This is a genomic window from Mesorhizobium sp. M7A.F.Ca.ET.027.02.1.1 (genome assembly GCF_004022985.1).
GTDB lineage: Bacteria > Pseudomonadota > Alphaproteobacteria > Rhizobiales > Rhizobiaceae > Mesorhizobium.
Genome location: NZ_RZOL01000727.1, coordinates 1 through 1,492 on the forward strand (window position 1 = coordinate 1; position 1,492 = coordinate 1,492).

Genomic DNA, 1,492 nt, shown 5'->3' on the forward strand with positions numbered 1-1,492 from the left:
TGCACATTCAGCATCGCGATGAGCGGCGTTTCCTGCGGAAAGTCGAAGCTCATCTCGCAGCCGATGTGGATTCGCATTGTCGTCCTGACGGCCTGCCTGACGATCACCCGGCGAAGCTCGGGTCGATGCTGCAGTGCGAAAATGACCATCGCACGGACCGTCATGGTTTACGAGCAAATTAGAAACCGGTTGAAAGCGATCCGGCGACGCCGGCAACGGTCGCTAACCCCTTGCGGTCGGGCGGTTCTCTTGTTTCACTTGGCGTCCCACATCAGGAGGAACGAATCATGGCTAAAGGTGCGATGAAGGCAGGCAAGGAAGCCCGCAAGCCGAAGAAGGACGCCAAGAAGCCCGCTCCGGCTCCCGCGCTGAAGGCGCCGCCGGTCAAGGCGATGAAGCTCAAGGACAAGTAGGTCGGCGATCCACTTCGCAATAAGATTACGGCCGGCGACACTGTTGCCGGCCCCTGTTGATCGAGCGCTCGAAATTCCTATATTGGCGTGGCGGGGACGACCTCGCGCCTCCCCAAAATCCGGACGGGACGACCCGCCATTGTTTGACTGATCGTCGGACGCCGAAAATCGCTTTTCGGTCCGATGCTCTGATGGAGCGTTGTCGATGTCGTGGATTCTTCTCTTTTTCGCGGGCCTGTTCGAGATCGGCTGGGCAATCGGCCTCAAATACACAGATGGCTTCTCGAAGCTGGTGCCGACCGTGCTGACCGTTGCCTCGATGGTCGTCAGCCTCACTCTGCTCGGCCTGGCGCTGAAGGCGCTGCCCGTTGGCACCGCCTATGCGGTGTGGACCGGCATCGGCACCGTCGGTACGGCACTGCTTGGCATCTGGCTGCTCGGCGAACCAGCCACCGCGATCAGGCTGGCCTGCATCGCGCTCATCGTCTGCGGCATCATGGGGCTGAAGTTCGCCGCCTGACGGTCTTTTGGTTTGCGCATGTCGTCCTCAGAACCGGGACCAATATTTGGGCGACGGACAAACACCTTCAGGGCCGCTGTGAGGCGACCCTGATTGTCGAAGCTGGCTGCTTCGGTAATCCTGAGGCTAGCGGGCGGAGAAGCCCGGCGGCGTCCTGCCGGTGCGCTGCTTGCGTGCCGCATAACGCGCGTCACGCTTGGCCTTGCGTTCGGCTTCGTCGGCCAGAAAACGGGCGATGCGCTCGTTCTCTTCGGATTCCCGAATCTTGGCCTCAGCCTGTGCAGCTTCCTCGGCGGCGATACGTGCCGCTTCGGCTGCTGCCTCGCGCTCGGCCTTCTCGACCGCTTCGCGTGCCAGCTTCTCCTGCTTCAGCCGAGCCTTTTCAGCCTCGCGGATTTCGCGGGCCGCAAGGATCGCCTTGCGTTCAGCCTGCCGTGCCAGCACAGCAGGATCATCCGCCGCCGGCTTTGCCTTGAAGCGCTCGAGGAGCGCCTTCTTTGCCTCGTTTGCGGCATTGCGCCGCTCGAAAACGTCTTTTTCCCTGTAGATAGCCAAGTCC

3 protein-coding genes are annotated in these 1,492 nt (G+C 61.7%); 2 read left to right on the top strand and 1 reads right to left on the bottom strand.

Annotated elements, in window-relative coordinates:
• Positions 1-287: 287 nt before the first annotated feature.
• The gene (locus tag EN749_RS39495; RefSeq protein ID WP_013528464.1) at positions 288-413 is read left to right on the top strand and encodes a hypothetical protein; all 126 of its coding nucleotides are present in this window, start codon (positions 288-290) and stop codon (positions 411-413) included.
• A gap of 205 nt (positions 414-618) precedes the next feature.
• Positions 619-933, top strand: a complete 315-nt coding sequence (gene sugE, locus EN749_RS35605; RefSeq protein WP_013528463.1) for a quaternary ammonium compound efflux SMR transporter SugE — start codon at positions 619-621, stop codon at positions 931-933.
• Between the two features lie 126 nt (positions 934-1,059).
• On the opposite strand, the gene EN749_RS35610 is transcribed toward sugE, so the two are convergent.
• The gene (locus tag EN749_RS35610; RefSeq protein WP_023761392.1) at positions 1,060-1,488 is read right to left on the bottom strand and encodes a DUF6481 family protein; all 429 of its coding nucleotides are present in this window, start codon (positions 1,486-1,488) and stop codon (positions 1,060-1,062) included.
• Positions 1,489-1,492 lie beyond the last annotated feature (4 nt).

What these genes read in the sequence shown, in the direction of transcription:
- EN749_RS39495 (WP_013528464.1), top strand. Translation starts at nt 288, where the DNA reads ATGGCTAAAGGTGCGATGAAGGCAGGCAAGGAAGCCCGCAAGCCGAAG.
- sugE (WP_013528463.1), top strand. Translation starts at nt 619, where the DNA reads ATGTCGTGGATTCTTCTCTTTTTCGCGGGCCTGTTCGAGATCGGCTGG.